The organism is Winslowiella arboricola, from assembly GCF_025527015.1.
GTDB lineage: Bacteria > Pseudomonadota > Gammaproteobacteria > Enterobacterales > Enterobacteriaceae > Erwinia > Erwinia arboricola.
In genome coordinates this window covers 417,012-435,319 of sequence record NZ_JAODIM010000040.1, presented here as the reverse complement: position 1 = coordinate 435,319, position 18,308 = coordinate 417,012, and the positions used below count along the sequence as shown (strand labels likewise).

Annotated in this window: 17 protein-coding genes and 1 tRNA gene; 9 read left to right on the top strand and 9 right to left on the bottom strand. The window is 53.4% G+C overall.

Annotated features, from left to right (window positions below):
- Positions 1–206 (top strand): hypothetical protein (locus tag N5923_RS11830; protein WP_267140560.1); only part of this gene is annotated, 206 nt, incomplete at its 5' end.
- Positions 169–333, top strand: coding sequence for a Hok/Gef family protein (locus tag N5923_RS24795; RefSeq protein WP_407704437.1), 165 nt, complete (start codon positions 169–171; stop codon positions 331–333). The genes N5923_RS11830 and N5923_RS24795, both read left to right, overlap by 38 nt.
- A gap of 290 nt (positions 334–623) precedes the next feature.
- Here N5923_RS24795 and N5923_RS11825 read toward each other — a convergent pair.
- Positions 624–699 (bottom strand) — tRNA-Ile (locus tag N5923_RS11825).
- 202 nt (positions 700–901) lie between these two features.
- On the bottom strand, positions 902–1,699 hold the full coding sequence (locus tag N5923_RS11820) for an SDR family NAD(P)-dependent oxidoreductase (protein WP_267141134.1): 798 nt from the start codon (positions 1,697–1,699) through the stop codon (positions 902–904).
- 163 nt (positions 1,700–1,862) lie between these two features.
- On the opposite strand from N5923_RS11820, the gene N5923_RS11815 reads away from it, so the two are divergent.
- Both N5923_RS11815 and mug read left to right on the top strand, forming a co-directional pair.
- Positions 1,863–2,447 (top strand): TetR/AcrR family transcriptional regulator, encoded by a 585-nt coding sequence (locus tag N5923_RS11815; RefSeq protein ID WP_267141133.1) that lies wholly within the window; start codon positions 1,863–1,865, stop codon positions 2,445–2,447.
- A gap of 18 nt (positions 2,448–2,465) precedes the next feature.
- Positions 2,466–2,993 carry a G/U mismatch-specific DNA glycosylase gene (mug, locus tag N5923_RS11810; protein WP_267141132.1) on the top strand — a complete coding sequence of 176 codons (528 nt, stop codon included), beginning with the start codon at positions 2,466–2,468 and terminating at the stop codon, positions 2,991–2,993.
- On the opposite strand, the gene N5923_RS11805 is transcribed toward mug, so the two are convergent.
- The 4 genes from N5923_RS11805 to rpsU all read right to left on the bottom strand — a co-directional run bounded on the left by N5923_RS11805 (position 2,990) and on the right by rpsU (position 8,314).
- Positions 2,990–3,928, bottom strand: a complete 939-nt coding sequence (locus N5923_RS11805) for a glycosyltransferase family 32 protein (RefSeq protein ID WP_267141131.1) — start codon at positions 3,926–3,928, stop codon at positions 2,990–2,992. The two genes, mug and N5923_RS11805, sit on opposite strands and share 4 nt — an antisense overlap.
- Before the next feature lie 250 nt (positions 3,929–4,178).
- Positions 4,179–6,020, bottom strand: a complete 1,842-nt coding sequence (rpoD, locus tag N5923_RS11800; protein ID WP_267141130.1) for an RNA polymerase sigma factor RpoD — start codon at positions 6,018–6,020, stop codon at positions 4,179–4,181.
- 195 nt (positions 6,021–6,215) lie between these two features.
- Positions 6,216–7,961: a DNA primase gene (dnaG, locus tag N5923_RS11795; RefSeq protein ID WP_267141129.1), complete on the bottom strand. Its 1,746-nt coding sequence runs from the start codon at positions 7,959–7,961 to the stop codon at positions 6,216–6,218.
- A 137-nt stretch (positions 7,962–8,098) separates the two neighbouring features.
- Positions 8,099–8,314: a 30S ribosomal protein S21 gene (gene rpsU / locus N5923_RS11790; protein WP_001144069.1), complete on the bottom strand. Its 216-nt coding sequence runs from the start codon at positions 8,312–8,314 to the stop codon at positions 8,099–8,101.
- 305 nt (positions 8,315–8,619) lie between these two features.
- On the opposite strand from rpsU, the gene tsaD reads away from it, so the two are divergent.
- Positions 8,620–9,633, top strand: coding sequence for a tRNA (adenosine(37)-N6)-threonylcarbamoyltransferase complex transferase subunit TsaD (gene tsaD / locus N5923_RS11785; protein ID WP_267141128.1), 1,014 nt, complete (start codon positions 8,620–8,622; stop codon positions 9,631–9,633).
- Between the two features lie 16 nt (positions 9,634–9,649).
- Here tsaD and plsY read toward each other — a convergent pair whose 3' ends face one another.
- Positions 9,650–10,264: a glycerol-3-phosphate 1-O-acyltransferase PlsY gene (gene plsY / locus N5923_RS11780; RefSeq protein ID WP_017801269.1), complete on the bottom strand. Its 615-nt coding sequence runs from the start codon at positions 10,262–10,264 to the stop codon at positions 9,650–9,652.
- A 107-nt stretch (positions 10,265–10,371) separates the two neighbouring features.
- Between plsY and folB the strand changes: the two genes are divergently transcribed.
- Together folB and bacA are read left to right on the top strand one after the other, a co-directional pair.
- The gene (folB, locus tag N5923_RS11775) at positions 10,372–10,731 is read left to right on the top strand and encodes a bifunctional dihydroneopterin aldolase/7,8-dihydroneopterin epimerase (protein WP_017801268.1); all 360 of its coding nucleotides are present in this window, start codon (positions 10,372–10,374) and stop codon (positions 10,729–10,731) included.
- A gap of 148 nt (positions 10,732–10,879) precedes the next feature.
- On the top strand, positions 10,880–11,704 hold the full coding sequence (gene bacA, locus N5923_RS11770; RefSeq protein ID WP_267141127.1) for an undecaprenyl-diphosphate phosphatase: 825 nt from the start codon (positions 10,880–10,882) through the stop codon (positions 11,702–11,704).
- 30 nt (positions 11,705–11,734) lie between these two features.
- Here the strand turns inward: bacA and N5923_RS11765 are convergent, their stop codons facing one another.
- Entirely contained in the window at positions 11,735–12,955 is a 1,221-nt protein-coding gene (locus N5923_RS11765) for a multifunctional CCA addition/repair protein (protein ID WP_267141126.1), read from the bottom strand.
- Between the two features lie 231 nt (positions 12,956–13,186).
- Positions 13,187–13,807, bottom strand: coding sequence for a TIGR04211 family SH3 domain-containing protein (locus N5923_RS11760; protein WP_267141125.1), 621 nt, complete (start codon positions 13,805–13,807; stop codon positions 13,187–13,189).
- A 220-nt stretch (positions 13,808–14,027) separates the two neighbouring features.
- Here N5923_RS11760 and N5923_RS11755 point away from each other — a divergent pair, with 220 nt between their 5' ends.
- Entirely contained in the window at positions 14,028–15,353 is a 1,326-nt protein-coding gene (locus N5923_RS11755) for a CYTH domain-containing protein (protein WP_267141124.1), read from the top strand.
- Between the two features lie 58 nt (positions 15,354–15,411).
- Entirely contained in the window at positions 15,412–18,267 is a 2,856-nt protein-coding gene (gene glnE, locus N5923_RS11750) for a bifunctional [glutamate--ammonia ligase]-adenylyl-L-tyrosine phosphorylase/[glutamate--ammonia-ligase] adenylyltransferase (RefSeq protein WP_267141123.1), read from the top strand.
- The last annotated feature ends 41 nt before the right edge of the window (positions 18,268–18,308 follow it).

Genomic DNA, 18,308 nt, shown 5'->3' with positions numbered 1-18,308 from the left:
GGAAATTCATTAAGGTAGACTGTCTGGTGGGTGCTCTGGATCTTTATATCCTGAGCATTTGCAAAGGATATAAAAGAGAAAAGCCCCATACGACTGTTAATCGATATGAGGCTAGTCCAATGCTTGAGAACATCAGGTTAGCCTCTTGCCCAGGAAAATGCAATATGCATGGAGGCCATGATGCTGCAAAAATTTATAGTGCTTAGTCTGAGAATTATCGTCGTAACAATAGTTATGTTGGGATTGATAATACGGGATTCAGTTTGTGAATTCCGCATAAGGCAGGGCAATATGGAGGTTGCGGTTACCATGGCTTGCAAATCCAGCGGGTAACGCAACCCAACGGCGGGGTAAGTCCCCGCCCGTTGGTAGTTATAGAGCATGATCCATGAGCACCCTTTTTATTTTCCGGGTTTTAAACTCCAGATTCGTTATTAGCTATAATTATTTTAAATACCATAATGTGAGTTATTTGATCCGCGATTTCCCTTCATTTAAGGTTTTTAGGGCTTAAGGCAATGATCAATTAATGGCTGCTGCCATTTTATCGCCACTGAAAAGCAGCAAACAAAAAAGCCACTCCTTGCGAAGTGGCTTAATTATATGATTTTAAAGCTAAAATTTGGTGGCCCCTGCTGGACTTGAACCAGCGACCAAGCGATTATGAGTCGCCTGCTCTAACCACTGAGCTAAGGGGCCTGCGGGGCGGGATTATAAAGTAACTCTGGTGCGCAATCCAGTGATAAGCATTCAGTTGTCTTTTTTTTCAGCAACTTCCGCCTGGTGCAAAGCATCTGAATCACAAGGTTTTAATCCGTCGCACCGCACTTGCCATTGATTTTTTGCATCTCACTTTGGTCGGTTTTTGTTTACCCACAGCAGCGAAGCGCCAAAACTATGACTAACGGTAGCGTGAAGCCGACTGGCTAAGCGACAGGCCAGGGATCATCGCTGAGCGCGCACTATCATATTGTTGCCACTGCCCGATATCTTCCAGTGCAGGAATAGTGACCACTTCGCCTGAATCCAGTCCTCGCAGGCTGGCATCCACCATCGTGGTCACTTCCATCAGCATATGTGCCGGCAGATCGTCGATGGACCTGCCTGAACGCTCAAAGATCTCGGTGCGGGTTAAGCCCGGCAGTACCGCCTGTACGCGAACGCCATGTTGTTGCAACTCTCTGGCCAGTGCGCGCGTCAACGTCAGGACAAAGGATTTGCTGGCGTTATAAGCGCCGTTAGAGGTTTCATGCACCAGTGATAATACCGATGACACATTGATAATTGTGCCTTGTCCGCGCGCCTTAAAGCTGTTTCCGGCGGCATGGGCGAGACGGGCTGGCGCAGTGATATTCAGTGCGAGCATGGTTTCAATTTTACTGATATCGGCTGTAAGGAAATCACCGTCGACACTCATTCCGGCATTATTAAGCAGCAATGTGATCTGTGGATCCTCCGTCAGACGCTGAGCGATGCGGCTCAGATCTTTGGCGAGGGTCAGGTCTGCCGCAACCACTTCAACACGAACGCCATGGGTGCTGGCCAGTCTGACCGCCAGTGATTCAAGGCGTGCCCGGTTGCGCGCCACCAGAATAAGGTCGTAGCCGCGCTGCGCAAGGCGTTCAGCGTAGGTTGCGCCGATACCGGCAGATGCGCCGGTGACTAATGCAGTTCCTGAAGATTGTGTAGCGAAAGACATAGTGAACTCCTGAATATGATGGTCATCATTTCTGTGTGTGGATAAATATGACGATCATCATATAAACAGTCAATAGCTGGCAGGGTTTGAATATGACGGTCGTAATAATTATTATGATTGTCATAACCTATAATGGTGACTGATTGCGAAGCGGGAGAGTGAGATGGAACATCTGAGTCACAAAGCGCGCACCCGGCAGCGCATCCTTGACGAGGCCGCCAGTGCAATGCGTGTATTGGGCACTGAGGGCATAGGTGTCGCTGCATTGATGAAACGGGCAGGGTTAACCCACGGCGGTTTTTACGCTCACTTCCGTTCACGTGATGAGCTGGTCGCCGAAACCATCGATCATATTTTTGCTCAGTCGCAGGCAGCACTGGCGGCGACGCTGAATGAACCAGATGCGAAAATCGCGTTGCGGGCATTTATTGACCTTTACCTGTCCGATAAGGTGCGTCTGGCGCCTGAGCAGAGTTGTCCACTGCCTGCGTTGTCTGGGGAGGCTGCCCGGCTGCCAGAAGCGGCCCGGGCGCGTTTTGATTGCGGCGTACAATATATGCATCAGTTAATCCGTTCGCGGCTGCACCAGCGCGGAGAGAGCGATGCTGATGTGATGGCGACCTCAGCGCTGGCAGAGCTGATTGGTGCGATGTCGCTGGCGCGCGCCTGCCCTGATGAGCAGCGTGCGGCGCAGATGCTGGCCAGTTCGCGCCATAGCCTGAAGCAGCGTTTACATCTGTTACCTTAAGTGATAACCCGGAACCTTATGAATAATAATAGTGAACAGCCGATTACCGATATTCTGGCGCCAGGTCTGCGTGTGGTGTTTTGTGGCATCAATCCCGGCAAATCCTCGGCGCATCACGGATTCCATTTTGCCCATCCGGGTAACCGTTTCTGGAAAACCGTCTGGCAGGCGGGATTTACCGACCAGCTGCTGAAACCGGAACAGGAGCAAAGATTGCTGGAGACGCGCTGCGGCATCACCATGCTGGTTGAGCGTCCCACCGTACAGGCAAATGAGTTGTCGGCGCTGGAACTGCGTGATGGTGGTAAGGTATTGATTGAGAAAATTCAGCTGTTCCAGCCAGTTGCGCTGGCGGTGTTAGGTAAAGAGGCTTTTAAGCGCGCTTTTCGCCAGAGCAAGGTGGAGTGGGGCAGACAGGCCATCACTATTGGCGCCACCGAAGTCTGGGTGCTGCCGAATCCCAGTGGGCTGAATCGCGCAACTCAGGAGAAGATGGTGGAGTCTTATAAAGAACTCGACTCCACACTGGCACTGCGCGGTCTTTAACGCCGGCGATAAAGATCGCCAATAATGCTGTTTTTATTGACCAGCTTCAGCCGCATAATAGATTCAATACCGCTGCGATTCGCGCTGTTAAGTTTGATTAGTGGCGGCGGAACCAGCGGCGCATTATTCAGGCACAGCCATTTCGCCAGCTGATAAGCATCCCAGTTAAGATGTTCCTGATATAAAAAGGCGTTCGCTTCGCTGCGTTTCAGATAAAGATTGAGGTTATCACATTGCCGTTGCGCAATCTGCTGCGCCAGATAGACCAGCAAATAGTCTGGTTTATGGATCTTTTGTGCAATCTCGGCATAGTCCTCCCGTGCCTGTATCATATGGTAATAGCCTCTGGCACCCAGCTCTTTTAGCGGTGATAAAATATCCAGCCATTTGCGGATAAAAGGATTATCAGGCGGAACGCAGAGGAACCAGCTTTCTATCACCGGATAATTTCTGTTGGTTGTGGAGATATCCCGATAAAAACCTATCAGGTCGTGATTTGCTGCCTGATTAACCTGATGTACCCACGCCAGGCTGTGATAAAACAGGGTAGAGGCGTCAATCCAGATGCCGCCAAATGTCGCGAGGATCTCCAGGCGAATAATATCGGATTTATTCGCCAGCGGAATATCAGTGGCGGTAAAGTTAACGGGTGGGATATAGTCACTCAGATTTTTTGCATTAAGCAATATTAATGAGTGGTCCGGGTTTTGTAATTGCATGCGGTTGACCATCCGGCGAATATAATCAGGCAGGTTTTCATCCTCCCAATAGATCCAGATAGTTCTGGGGATTATCCCTTTTGTTCCAGACGCCGCAATAACACTGATATCATCTTCGTTTAGCTGATTATAACTGAACAGTGGTGTGTTTTTGTGGGCTAACGCATAGGCGACCACATCCAGTATTTTTTTTACCCGGCTGGCAGTCTTATTCATTTATAGCCTCTGTGAAATGAAGAAGAAATAAAAGAAACTGCTATCCTGGCACTATTTATCGTCATATTCACGACGGTAAAATCTGATTGTTAATCTTCTGACGCTGGGTTGAATAAATGCTGGTCCGAATTTTTACGTCGTTATTATTAGTAATGAGTCAGTTAATCAGCCATTAAAATAAAAAAATAACCAGAGTGCGGGCAATAAAAAACCCCGGCAAGCCGGGGTTTTTTGTCACTTCAGCGCACGATTAATCGTCGAGGAAGCTACGCAGAACTTCAGAGCGGCTTGGATGGCGCAGTTTACGCAGCGCCTTCGCTTCAATCTGACGAATACGCTCACGCGTTACGTCAAACTGTTTGCCCACTTCTTCCAGCGTGTGGTCAGTGTTCATATCGATCCCGAAACGCATACGCAGCACTTTCGCTTCGCGCGCGGTCAGGCCAGCCAGAACATCATGCGTTGCAGAACGCAGGCTTTCTGAGGTGGCGGAGTCCAGCGGCAGCTCCAGCGTGGTGTCTTCGATAAAATCGCCCAGATGTGAATCTTCATCATCACCAATCGGCGTCTCCATAGAGATTGGCTCTTTAGCGATTTTCAGCACTTTGCGAATCTTATCTTCCGGCATCAGCATGCGCTCAGCCAGCTCTTCCGGCGTCGGCTCGCGGCCCATCTCCTGCAGCATCTGGCGCGAAATACGGTTGAGTTTGTTAATGGTCTCAATCATATGCACCGGAATACGGATGGTACGCGCCTGGTCGGCGATTGAGCGGGTGATAGCCTGACGGATCCACCAGGTCGCATAAGTTGAGAACTTATAACCACGGCGATATTCAAACTTATCAACGGCTTTCATCAGGCCGATGTTACCTTCCTGAATCAGATCAAGGAACTGCAGACCACGGTTGGTATATTTCTTGGCGATCGAAATAACCAGACGTAAGTTTGCTTCCACCATCTCTTTCTTCGCACGACGCGCTTTCGCTTCGCCGATTGACATGCGACGGTTGATATCCTTTACCTGCTCAATGGTCAGGCCGGTTTCTTCTTCAATCTGCGCCAGCTTCTGCAGGCTGCGATAAACATCATCAGCCACATCGTTCAGCTTCTCGGACCATGGCTTGTTCATTGCCAGTGCCGCTTTGAACCAGGTCTGGCTGGTTTCATTGCCGGTGAACAGCGTAATAAAGTTCTTCTTCGGCATTTTGCACAGTTCAACGCACAGCTTCAGGATCAGACGTTCCTGCGTACGAACGCGGTCCATCATGATACGCATGCTGTTAACGAGGAAATCGAACTGTTTCGGCACCAGGCGGAACTGTTTGAACACGTCAGACAGGTTCTGAATCTCAGCGGCGGCTTTCGCATGGCTACGGCCATTGGCTTTGATTACGGTACGTGTAATTTCGTACTGGTTACGTAAATCAGTAAATTTCTCGCGCGCCAGTTCCGGATCGATGCTGTTGTCATCTTCTGCATCGTCGTCGTCATCTTCGCTATCATCGTCGTCAGTGTTACGCTCTGCTTCAGAGAGTTCAGAGCCGACGTGAGTGGCCGTTGGTGCGATGTCTTCTTCGGCGTTCGGATCGACAAAACCGGTGATCAGATCGGACAGACGCGCTTCGCCCGCTTCTACGCGGTCGTACTGCTCAAGCAGGTAGGTAATTGCTTCCGGATATTCAGCAACAGAGCACTGTACCTGGTTGATACCGTCTTCGATGCGTTTAGCGATGTCGATTTCGCCTTCGCGCGTCAGCAGTTCTACGGTACCCATTTCACGCATATACATGCGGACCGGGTCGGTGGTGCGTCCAATTTCAGATTCTACGCTGGATAACACTTGAGCAGCCGCTTCAGCAGCGTCTTCATCGGTATCAGAACTGTTCTCATTCAGCATCAGATCGTCGGCGTCAGGCGCTTCTTCGACTACCTGAATGCCCATGTCGTTGATCATCTGGATGATGTCTTCGATCTGATCGGAGTCGACGATATCTTCCGGCAGATGGTCATTGACCTCGGCATAGGTCAGATAGCCTTGCTCCTTACCACGGGTGACAAGTAGCTTTAGCTGTGACTGCGGGTTTTGCTCCATAAGACGGTATCCACACTTCTGTTAAATTAGATTGGTGTCGGTCGGCCATGCAGCCAACAATAACAGTTGAAGGCTTTTAGATTATTGCCGCTGCCCTCGTTGCGGCTGTCGGGACCAGCCCGAACGGTATTCGGCACTTAAGCCGCTGAGTTCTTTTCTGCAGGGGCGGCGTTCTCGCCGCCCGCAATAATTCGGTTACTTCCGCGCCAGCGCCTGGTTTAGTGACCACAGTTCGCGGCGCTCTTCGGCATTCAGACCTTTGGTCCGTTCACGCGCGATAAGCTCTTCCTGACGCTGCTCCAGTGCTGAATCGTACATACTGGCCAGCGAATCTTTAAACATGGTTTCAACTTCTTCATCTACTACCATGTGGTTCCATGTCGCCAGCGTTTCAAGGTTCTGGCTAAAATTTGTTCCGCGATATAACTCTAGTAGCTGTCCGGTGGTCAGGCCAGGGTGAGCAGTGCAAGTATTCACTAACTCAACAAATAGCGGCAGACCAGCCATCTTCGACTGCTCCAGACCCTGCAACGATGGCACCATCGTCGCCAGCTGCGGATTTTGCACCAGCAGTCCAATAAGTATACGCATGGTTGTGCGTTTTAGCTGCGGCGCCAGATTCGGCGTGGCATTTTCCGCTTTTTTTGGCAACAGCTTTTCCAGCTGGCTGTCGTCGAGAATGCCTAAATTTTTCCCCAGCGCCTGGCGCATATAGATGCGCAGTGTTTCACCCGGAATCTGGCTAATCAGCGGCAGCGCCAGGGTGCTGAGACGCGCACGGCCATCACGCGAAGATAAATCGACCTGCGGCATCAGTGAGTCAAATAAGAAGGTGGAGAGCGGTGTTGCCTGCTCCATCCGCGCTTCAAACGCCGCTTTGCCTTCCTTGCGTACCAGTGTATCCGGGTCTTCCCCGTCAGGAAGGAACATAAAGCGTAGCTGACGACCGTCGGTCATGTAAGGTAATGCCGTCTCTAAAGCACGCCATGCTGCTTCGCGACCGGCACGATCACCGTCATAACAACAAATTACGTTATCGGTCGAACGAAAAAGAAGTTGAATATGGTCGGCAGTTGTCGACGTGCCCAGCGAAGCCACAGCATAATCGATGCCAAATTGCGCCAGCGCCACCACGTCCATATAACCTTCCACAACCAACAAACGTGCAGGCTCTGGATGGTTTCTATGTGCTTCATACAGGCCATAAAGCTGTCGGCCTTTGTGAAAAATCTCGGTTTCCGGTGAGTTAAGGTATTTCGGCATACCATCACCTAATACACGTCCACCAAAACCGATAACGCGTCCACGCTTATCGTGAATAGGAAACATCACGCGTTCACGAAAACGGTCATAGCTGCGACCTTTATCGTTGGTCACCAGCATACCGGCATCAATCAGCGACTGACGATTCTCTTCGTCGCGACCAAAACGTTTTAATACGTTGTCCCAGCCTGGCGGGGCAAAACCAATCGCAAACTGCTTAATGATTTCCGCACTCAGTCCGCGTTGCGCCAGATAGTCACGAGCCGTCGTCGCGTTGTCCTGTGGTAGTGCTTGTTGATAGAAGGTGCTTAAGCCTTCCATTAACTGATACAGGCTTTGGCGCTGATGACGTTCCAGCTGAGTTGGGCCACTCCCGGCTTCATACGGCACTTCAAGGCCATATGCAGTGGCAAGCTCTTCAATGCTCTCGACAAATTCCAGACGATCATAGTTCATCAGGAAATCAATCGCATTACCGTGTGCGCCACAGCCGAAGCAGTGATAAAACTGTTTTTCACCATTTACTGTGAAAGAGGGGGTTTTCTCGTTATGAAAAGGACAGCACGCGTGATAGTTCTTACCTTGCTTCTTTAGCTTTACGCGCGCATCGATAAGATCCACGATGTCCGTGCGAGCCAGTAAGTCATTGATAAATACACGTGGAATACGTCCAGCCATAAGCCCCGTTGTTCTGCCTGTGAAAGTGGTTCAGCTCATAAACGAGAACAAGCCGCGCATTCCTTTCGGAAAGCACGGCCTCTTAATGACTCTGTCTGCGCGTAATACGCGGCGGAGGGGTTAACCTCCAGAAGAAATTAGTACAGACGAGTGCGGCGTGCGTTTTCGCGAGCCAGTTTCTTCGCGTGGCGTTTTACTGCAGAAGCTTTAGCGCGCTTACGCTCAGTCGTAGGTTTTTCATAAAACTCACGACGACGAACTTCAGCCAGAACGCCTGCTTTCTCACAAGAACGCTTGAAGCGACGCAGTGCTACGTCGAATGGCTCGTTTTCACGTACTTTAATTACCGGCATGTAACTCTCACCTCGGATAAATTCGGTTTTGCGGCTGACGTCAGTGCCAGCTCATTTCAAAATGGTGCGGAATTTTACTCCAACATACGCTGCGTTGTAAAGCACCATGAACTTATGAAACCAACAGAAGCGCCTGTGCGGCTGCCGGTTAATTTTCAGGGGGCTGATTATACATCAATCAATTTGCTCAAGGGGGAATATTTTACGCTTTTTGCTGATTAAATGCGCGTTCAGCCGTCAAAATAGCCGCAGGCAGAGGGGGGCTTATGCTAAAATGCGCGCCGCGATAATGAGGTAAACAATTGATGCGTGTACTGGGAATTGAAACGTCCTGCGATGAAACCGGCATCGCAATATATGATGATATCAACGGTCTGCTGGCTAACCAACTGTATAGTCAGGTAAAACTGCATGCGGATTATGGCGGTGTGGTGCCAGAACTGGCCTCGCGCGATCATGTGCGTAAAACCGTGCCGCTGATTCAGGCAGCATTGAAAGAGGCCGGGCTGACGGCACAGGATATCGATGCCGTCGCCTGGACCGCCGGCCCAGGTCTGGTCGGTGCGCTACTGGTCGGCGCAACCATTGGTCGCTCGCTGGCGTTTGCCTGGGGCGTGCCTGCGGTGCCGGTACACCATATGGAGGGGCATCTGCTGGCGCCGATGCTGGAAGATAATCCACCGGCATTTCCTTTTGTGGCGCTGCTGGTCTCTGGCGGACATACCCAGCTGATAAGCGTAACCGGCGTGGGTGAATACACTTTGCTGGGCGAATCGGTGGATGATGCCGCAGGTGAGGCCTTCGATAAAACCGCCAAGCTGCTAGGACTGGATTATCCCGGCGGACCGATGCTGGCGAAAATGGCGCAACAAGGACAGGCCGGACGCTTTACTTTCCCACGGCCGATGACCGATCGCCCGGGAATGGATTTCAGCTTTTCAGGACTGAAAACCTTTGCGGCGAACACCATCCGTGAAAACAGTGCTGATGCGCAGACCCATGCCGATATCGCCCGCGCTTTCGAAGACGCGGTTGTCGATACGCTGGCGATTAAGTGCAAGCGTGCGCTGGAGCATACGGGTTATCAGCGGCTGGTGATTGCAGGAGGCGTCAGTGCTAACCGTACGCTGCGCAGCAAACTGGCGGAGATGATGCAGGCGCGGGGCGGTGAAGTGTTTTATGCCCGTCCGGAGTTCTGTACCGATAACGGCGCGATGATTGCCTATGCTGGCATGGTGCGGCTGAAAGGCGGCACCCGCGGTGAGCTAAGCGTCACCGTGCGGCCACGCTGGCCGCTGGCTGAATTGCCGCCTGTCTGACTGAAAAAAATCCGCATCAGGCGGATTTTTTATTTTTACCCTTCTTTCTCTTCCAGATGCGGGTTTCCTGGCCGCGCCACAGACGCTGAATATTGTCGTGATGACGTAGCAGTATCAGGCAGGAGAGCATCGCCACCGGGAAGGTGAACTGCGGCTTAAACCACCAGACGTAGAACGGGGCGATCAGGGCGCTGATAATCGCGCCGAGCGAAGAGTAGCCGCTGAGCAGTACAGTCAGCAGCCAGGTGCCGGTCATCAGCCCGGTCAAGTCCCAGCCGATGGGAGCAATCGCGCCCAATGCCGTCGCTACACCTTTCCCGCCTTTAAAATGGAAGAACAGCGGATAGATATGTCCAAGGCAGGCGGCAATGCCGGTCAGGCCAAGGAACACTGGCGAGACGCCGAGGAAGTAAGCCAGCCATACCGGCAGCATCCCCTTCAGTACATCAAACACCAGCACCGCCGCCGCGGCGCCTTTGCCACCGATACGCAGCACATTAGTGGCACCGGGATTGCCGGAACCGCTAAGGCGTGGATCGGGTAAGCCTGCGAGGCGACAAACCAAGATCGCACTGGAAATGGAGCCGCACAGATACGCGAAAATGATCATACCAGGCGCGATTGCACTCATAACAACGTTCCGTTCCGTAAGGGTCGTTTTATTCTCGTCATCTGTGGATAATACGCATAATCCGCCGGAAGTGGTATCCGGCTAACGCAAAAACAGAGAGCGTCATCATGGATATCGTATTTATTGAGCAACTGACCGTCATCACCACTATTGGTGTTTATGACTGGGAACAGACCATTCAGCAGAAGTTAGTGTTCGATGTCGAAATGGCGTGGGATAACCGTAAAGCGGCAGCCAGCGATGATGTTAATGACTGCCTGAGCTACGCCGATGTCTCGGAAGCGATTATTTCCCACGTCGCTAACGGCAAGTTTGCGCTGGTGGAACGCGTGGCGGAAGAGGTCGCTTCATTATTGTTGTCGCGTTTCGCTTCGCCGTGGGTGCGGATCAAAGTGAGTAAACCCGGTGCGGTAGCGCAGGCGGCGCAGGTTGGCGTATTAATTGAGCGCGGGACTAATCTGAAATAAACCCAATGTGATTGCCATCACAATGAAACCAAACCACATTATGGTGTGTCATAAGCCTGATTCACTCGTAGCTGGCATATTTTTCTGGCGGTAGCCTGCGCAGCGACCGCCTTTTAATGGTTTAAAAATTTAGGGTAGAGGACATTTGATGGCAGATATTCATCAGCTTTGGGTGGCAGCAATCCTCGGGATTGTTGAGGGGCTTACCGAGTTCCTTCCCGTCTCATCCACCGGTCATATGATCATTGTCGGCCATTTGTTGGGATTTGAAGGGCAGAAAGCCGAAACGTTTGAGGTGGTGATTCAGCTGGGGTCAATTCTGGCGGTAGTCGTGATGTTCTGGCGCCGGCTGTTTGGTCTGATCGGCATTCACTTTGGCAGCAAACCGGTAAAGCATGAAGGGACCGGTAAAGGGCATCTGACACTGGTCCATATTTTGCTGGGGATGGCTCCGGCAGTGGTGATTGGTCTGGTGCTGCATGACCAAATCAAATCGCTGTTTAATCCGATTAACGTGATGTATGCGCTGGTAGTTGGCGGCGTGCTGCTGCTGGCGGCCGAGTTCCTGAAGCCGAAGAAGCCAAAGGCGGAAGGTATTGATGATATTACCTGGCGTCAGGCGTTTATGATTGGTTGCTTCCAGTGTCTGGCGTTGTGGCCGGGCTTCTCACGCTCTGGCGCGACCATTTCCGGCGGGATGCTGATGGGTGTCAGTCGTTATGCTGCATCAGAATTTTCATTTATTCTGGCTGTGCCGATGATGATGGGCGCCACGGTGCTGGATCTCTATAAGAGTATGGGCTTCCTCACCATGGCTGACCTGCCGATGTTTGCCGTCGGTTTTGTCACCGCGTTTATTGTCGCGCTGATCGCCATTAAAGCCTTCCTGCACATTATCAAACGTATTTCGTTTGTGCCGTTCGCTATCTACCGCTTTATTCTGGCGGCAGTGGTTTATATGGTATTCGTTTAGATTTAATTCAGGGGCCAGCATAGCTGGCCCTTATCCTGCTTTCCACGCCTCCAGCGCCGCCACTCTTCTGCGCGTCAGCTCTTCCCGCACAGCCGGACCTTTAAAACCTGCTTCAACCACTGCTTTGCTGGAAACCGCCAGCGCCACCTGAAAAGCCTCACGCAAATAGTCACCCTGCGGATAAGGATTGCTTTCAAAGCCAGTGCGTCCGCGCGCATCTGCCTCACTGGTCAAGGCGATCTGCTCCACACGCAGCGGTTTGCGCCAGGCATCAACGCGGTCAAACAGCTGGATCAGCGTTTCCGGCGCGTGGTTCTGTATGCCATGCACTAAATCGTGAAACTCCGCGACCAGCATCGCCAGATCACGCGCCGCATTCGGTACCCGCAGGCGCTGGCACAGTGCGGCCACTAGCGGTACGCCGGCAGGGCCATGACCATGATGGCTGGGCCATTTCTCCGGCGGCGTCAGCGCTTTGCCAAAGTCATGGCACAGGGTGGCAAAGCGGATATCCACTTCCGGGCTGAGCTGGGCGGCAATCGCCAGCGTCATCAGGGTGTGCACACCGGTATCGATTTCCGGGTGCCATTTCGCCGGTGCCGGTACGCCATACAGATTATCGATCTCCGGGAACAGGATCGCCAGCGCCTGGCAGTCGCGCAGCACCTGAAAATAGACCTGCGGATTGGCTGACTGCAAAGCGTTTTCCGTCTCTTTCCACACCCGCTCGGCAGTCAGTTCGGCCAGTTCACCGCTGGCAGCCATCTGCTGCATCAACGCCATGGTTTCATCGGCAATGCGGAAACCAAGATGGGCAAAGCGGGCGGCGAAACGCGCCACACGCAGCACACGCAGGGGATCTTCGTTAAAGGCAGCAGAGACATGACGCAGCAGGCGCTGTTCGAGGTCGTCGCGGCCGCCGTAAGGATCGATATATTCGCCATGCTCATCACGGGCAATGGCGTTAATCGTCAGGTCGCGGCGCAATAAATCCTGCTCAAGGGTCACCTCGGCGGAAAAGTCGGTGACAAAACCGGTATAGCCTTTGCCTGACTTACGTTCGGTGCGCGCCAGCGCATACTCTTCACGGCTGGCAGGATGCAGAAATACCGGAAAATCACGGCCTACCTGTTGATAACCCTGATCCAGCATGGTTTGCGGCGTGGCGCCGACCACCACCCAGTCTCTGTCTTTGATCGGCAGCTTAAGCAGTCCATCGCGTACCGCGCCACCGACAAGATAAGTTTTCACTAACAGCTCTCCAGAACGCTTTGGTCGCGAAATTCGGGGAATGAAAATCAATTAGCGTAATTGTCGCACAAATGGCGGGCATAACAAAAAAGGGTTGCGTCAGCATGGGCGGCGAGAACGCCGTCATCAAGATCGTCGCAAATCATCAACACGGGCGGCGAGAATGCCGCCCCTGGGGAATGCTGCATGTAGAGGCGGCGTTCTCGCCGCCCGTTGCTCAACGACGTAAAATCAGTTCATCCAGCGATCGTTCTTTTTACGGCGCGGGATCATATGCGGCAGCAACAGGCCCAGCAGCAGACCGACGCCCGCCACGCCGCCACCATACATAAACCACTGCATAATAATGGTGCGTTGTTTATCATCCAGCTGCACATTGGCGGCACTGACTTTCTTCTGCGCCACCACCAGCTCGTTCTTCAGCTTCTGATTTTCATCTTTCAGCCCGTTGATCACGCTGTCACTGCCTGAAACTTTCTTCTGCATATCAGCAGTGCGCTGATTCCAGCTGCCATCGATATTGGCCAGCTTATCAGTCAGATCTTTCACCTGTTGTTCCAGTTCCGGCACCCGGGTGCGCAAGCTGGGTTGCGCGCTCAGCTGCGCCAGCGGGATCCAGGTGGTGCGGCCATTAGCATCGCGAATCTGACCATATTTGCTGCTGTCATTGGTCTGCAACAGCGTCACTTCTTCGCCTGCATTGACGCTTCCCACCAGACGGTAATCATCACTCGGACCACTGCGTACCCATGTGGAGAGTTCATCGGAAATATAACGCTTCTCTTCGGCGTGCGCGGAAAGGGCAACGGTAAAAGTGAGCAAAGTCAGGCCAATAAGCTGTGATTTCTTCATTAGATGTCGTTTTTGCATAATGTCCGGAAAAGTAAGGGCACAGTCTGGAGAGGCTCTGCATAAATCTGAATGAGAACTTTCCTGTTCTCAGCGTGATGCAAATGCGCTCGCGAAAATGTAAGAAAGCCGAGACAGCAGTGGTTTTTCTGCATTACTCTTCACTCTTAACCATTTGCTAAATCTCAGCTGCCTGCGCCAGTGAGTAATTGAATAAGAAATTATGACCATCGAAATCGAACTAAAGTTCATTGTATTGCCGGAAGCGGCAATAAAACTTGCCGCACAACTGGCGGCATGGCCACATCAGCACACCCCGGCGGTGGCGCTGACCAATATCTATTATGAAACGCCAGACAACCAGCTACGACGCTGGGATATGGGGCTGCGCATCCGTGGCTTTGGCGAACATTATGAAATGACGTTAAAAACCGCCGGACAGACCATTGGCGGTCTGCATCAGCGCCCGGAATACAATATCGACCTGTCGCAGCCAGAGCTTGATATCAGTCTGTTGCCAGCGGAGATCTGGCCAGCGGGTTGCGATCTGGCTGCGTTGCAGCAGCAGCTGTGCGCGCTGTTCAGCACCCATTTCCAGCGCGAGAAATGGCTGGTGAGTTATCAGAACAGTGAAATCGAAGTGGCGTTTGATCAGGGCGAGGTGTCGGCAGGGGAATTCAGTGAACCTTTACATGAGATTGAGCTGGAACTAAAAAGCGGCGAACGAGATGACTTGCTGGCCTTTGCCGCTGAGCTGGCCAAAATGGGCGGTTTACGTCTCGGCAGCCTGAGTAAAGCCGCACGTGGCTATGCGCTGGCGCAGGGCAAACCGCCGCTGGCGTTACGCCCGGTGCCGGTAATGCAGGCGAAACGTAAAGCAACGGTAGAAGAGGGGATGCGTGCGGCATTTATGCTGGCGTTAAGCCAGTGGCAATACCACGAAGAGCTGTGGTTGCAGGGGCATTCGGCGGCGCTAAGCGCTGTGCAGGAAGCGCTGGAAACGTTGCGTCAGGCATTTTCCCTGTTCGGCGCGCTGGTGCCACGTAAAGCCAGCAGCATATTGCGCCAGAATCTGACCGCACTGGAAGAGGCGTTGCTGGAAGAGAATCTGGATGCGCAAAGCGTCTGTTTCAGTGCGCTCTGGCTGGATACCCAGTTAGCGCTTACTAACTGGCTGGCCACCGAGCGCTGGCGCCAGTTTATCGATGCCAAAGCGGACGCCAGACTGCAAGGCTCCTTTAAGCGCTTTGCCGATATTATGCTGGGTCGTATCGCCGCCGATCTGAAAGAGACTTTTGCCCATGTCCACCATTCGGGTGAATACCAGGATAAAGCGACGCGCCTGATGCGTCAGCTGCTGGCGGTGCATTTGTTAGCCGGCGCCTACGACAGCGCGGTGGTGAATAGCTGGCTGGGCAGCTGGCAGCAGCTGTTGCAGGCGATTCGCGACGGCCAGGAGAGCTGGCTGGAAGCCCATTGCCGTCAGGCGCTGAAACAACCGGCGTTCTGGATGAACGGCAGCGTAAAAGAGCGTCCGGAAAGCGAATAACGATTAGCGGCCACGGGTGTCGTGGCCGATTCTGATGAAACAGGTTCAGGGAGTGTTTATGTTGCCTTTGTTATCACAACCGTTGCCCACGTTAATGCTGGAGCCAGCTGCGAACGCCTGCGAACGGCTGGCGCTGCCGTTATCTCAGGCCAGCGCGCAGCAGCAGGCGGTGCTGGCGTTCAGTGATTTCGTCAGTGAAAACATGGCTCAGCACCCGGAGTGGTGGCAACAGCTGCAACAGGCGACACCTGAGCCTGATGAGTGGCGACACTATGCTGCGTGGCTGGATCAACAACTGGCAGCCGTCAGTGATGAAAGCAGCCTGATGCGCGAACTGCGGCTGTTTCGTCGTCATATGCTGGTGCGTATCGCCTGGATGCAGACGCTGGCGATCAGCAGCACTGAGCAGTCGCTGCAACAGCTCAGCGTACTGGCGGAAACCCTGATTATCACCGCGCGCGACTGGTTATATCAGGTCTGCTGCAGCGATTTTGGCACCCCCTGCAATGCCGCCGGTGAAGCGCAGCCGCTGCTGATTTTAGGCATGGGCAAACTGGGCGGCGGCGAGCTGAACTTCTCCTCTGATATCGACCTGATCTTCTCTTATCCGGAAAACGGCAGTACGCGTGGTGGTCGTCGTGAACTGGATAATGCGCAATTCTTCACCCGTCTTGGTCAGCGACTGATAAAAGTGCTCGATCAACCGACGGTTGATGGCTTTGTCTATCGCGTGGATATGCGTTTGCGGCCATTTGGCGACAGCGGCCCACTGGTATTGAGCTTTGCGGCGCTGGAGGACTACTACCAGGAGCAGGGACGCGACTGGGAGCGCTATGCGATGGTGAAAGCGCGGCTGATGGGCGGCGCAGACGACCGCTGGAGCCAGGAGCTGCATCAGATGCTGCGGCCCTTTGTGTTTCGTCGCTATATCGATTTCAGCGTGATCCAGTCGCTGCGCAATATGAAAAGTATGATTGCGCGTGAAGTGCGCCGCCGTGGCCTGACTGACAATATTAAGCTGGGTGCCGGAGGCATCCGCGAAACCGAATTTATCGTGCAGGTTTTCCAGCTGATCCGTGGCGGACGTGAGCGCTCGCTACAGCTGCGATCCCTGCTGCCTGTGCTTCAGTCGATTGGCGCCCTGAATCTGTTATCTGCTACGCAGCTTAACCAGCTGCATGACGGCTACCTGTTTTTACGCCGTCTGGAAAATCTGCTGCAAAGTATCGCCGATGAGCAGACCCAAACCTTACCCGCTGATGAACTGAACCGCGCGCGGCTGGCCTGGGCGATGGGCTTCAGCGACTGGCAGGCGCTGCATATAGCGCTGGATAGTCATATGGCGGCAGTGCGGGCGATTTTTGATGAGTTAATTGGCGACGACACGCCGGATATCGATGAACAGCAGGATGGTGCCGATTATGGCGTCTTGTGGCAGGACACGCTGGATGAAGCCGAACTGGCGCCGCTGGTGCCACATCTGGACGACATCGGCCGCCACAGCCTGCTGCGCGAAATTAATGATTTCCGCAAGGATGTGGATAAACGCACCATTGGGCCGCGTGGCCGTCAGGCGCTGGATCAACTGATGCCGCGCCTGCTCAGTGAAGTCTGTCCGCGCGAAGATGCGGCGATTACCCTGAGCCGCCTGACGCCACTGCTGCTTGGCGTGGTAACCCGCAGCACCTATCTGGAGCTGCTGACCGAATTCCATGGCGCGCTGAAGCATCTGATTAGCCTGTGCGCCGCATCGCCGATGCTGGCCAGCCAGCTGGCGCGCCATCCTTTACTGCTGGACGAACTGCTCGATCCCGCCACCCTGTACCAGCCTACTGCGACCGATGCCTATCGCGATGAGTTACGCCAGTATCTGCTGCGTATACCGGAAGATGATGAAGAGCAGCAGCTGGAAGCGCTGCGCCAGTTTAAGCAGGCGCAGCATCTGCGTATTGCGGCGGCGGATATTGCTGAAACGCTGCCGGTGATGAAGGTCAGCGATCATCTTACCTGGCTGGCGGAAGCGATAATTGAATCGGTGGTGCAGCAGGCGTGGCATATGATGGTGCAGCGCTATGGCGCGCCTTCGCATCTGACGCAGGACGGTGAGCGCGGTTTTGCGGTAGTGGGTTATGGCAAGCTGGGCGGCTGGGAGCTGGGATACAGTTCCGATCTCGATTTAGTGTTTCTGCACGACTGTCCGGTGGATGCGGTGACCGTCGGCGAGCGCAGTATCGATGGCCGCCAGTTCTATCTGCGCCTGGCGCAACGGATTATGCATCTGTTTAGCACCCGCACCTCATCCGGCATTCTGTATGAGGTGGATGCACGTCTGCGTCCGTCCGGCGCGGCGGGGATGCTGGTCAGTACCTTTGAGGCCTTTGATGATTATCAGCGCAACGAGGCCTGGACCTGGGAACATCAGGCGCTGGTGCGCGCACGCATTGTCTATGGTGAGCCGCAACTTAGCCGCCGTTTTGATGATATCCGGCGCGGCATTCTTTGTCTGCCGCGTGAAGCTGAACAGCTGAAAACAGAAGTGCGTGAGATGCGCGAAAAGATGCGGGCGCATCTTGGGAGCAAGCATCGCGGGCGCTGGGATATCAAAGCCGATGCGGGAGGTATCACGGATATTGAATTCATTACGCAATATCTTGTCTTACGTTACGCTTCACAACAGCCGAAGTTAACGCGCTGGTCGGATAATGTGCGCATCCTTGAACTGCTGTCTGCGTACGGCAGGATGGATGAGGCGGAAGCGAAAGCGCTGACCACCGCCTATGTCACGTTGCGTGACGAGTTGCATCATCTGGCATTACAGGCGTTGCCAGGGCATGTCGATGACGAGTTGTTCTCTGAGGCGCGTCAGGAAGTTACCGCCAGCTGGCAGCGCTGGTTTGATCATCCGCAGGGGTAGCAAGCAGATAGCGCAATTGTGCTATTATCCCGCGCAATATT